This window comes from Brenneria populi (assembly GCF_036016195.1).
GTDB classification, from domain to species: domain Bacteria; phylum Pseudomonadota; class Gammaproteobacteria; order Enterobacterales; family Enterobacteriaceae; genus Brenneria; species Brenneria populi.
The window spans coordinates 1-786 of sequence record NZ_JAYWTM010000060.1 but is presented as its reverse complement, the minus strand read 5'-3'; the positions used below and the strand labels follow the sequence as shown (position 1 = coordinate 786).

Here is a 786-nt window from a genome sequence, read left to right as displayed (position 1 = left end):
GCGTTTGTTTTGACCTTGTTCTTGTCAGGATGTGATCAGAAAAATAATCTCAGGCTCTCGCCGCCGGAAAATACCCAGTGGGTGGATATAGAAGTCGTGGTGCCGCCGAATACCACGGCTTTTCCGCTCAATGCCCTATACCGTTCCAGCGTTTGTCTGCATGAAAGACGCCAGGCGGATATGAGTAAAGTGAAAAGCCGGGGCTATAACCCGGTGCATATGGCATTGCAGCCGGATGCGGCGGGGAATATATACCGCCAGCGGGTGGCGGTGGACGGCGGCGGCCCTTGTAAGTGGAAATTGAGTAGTATCTCTTTAGGCATTAAATATGCTCGTACCGATTATCTGGTCAAGGATGCAGAAATTGGAACCGCCGTTGGATTGGATGTGGCTTTTGATGATGAAGCGTCAAATAGTGAATATTATAATCCGGTAAGAAATGAATTAGTATATACGTCAGTTTATTATCCTTATGTTCGGGAATCATTTTTAGGAGGTTTTAAAAGGTCTTTGTCATTATATGGAGAGAAAAGTTTTATGCCGTATTTAATGACCATTGATACCGGGAAAAATGGAAGGATCGTCTTTTTACCCACTGTAGATGAAAAAAAAATAGTGAAACTAAAAGGAGCAAAAAATATGAGTGATGATGAACGCGGGGGGGTTATTTACCCTGATGGAACAATGGATAAAGATAAACATAAGCCTGATTACAATAAGCTAAAAAACATGAAGTAATGTGATATACATTAATAAATCCCATGAATGAAATATTCTCAATCGATC

Annotated in this window: 1 protein-coding gene; it reads left to right on the top strand. The window is 41.7% G+C overall.

The window, feature by feature from the left end:
• Window positions 1-738 (top strand): hypothetical protein (locus VSX58_RS22365; protein WP_327619976.1); only part of this gene is annotated, 738 nt, incomplete at its 5' end.
• Between the last annotated feature and the right edge of the window lie 48 nt (window positions 739-786).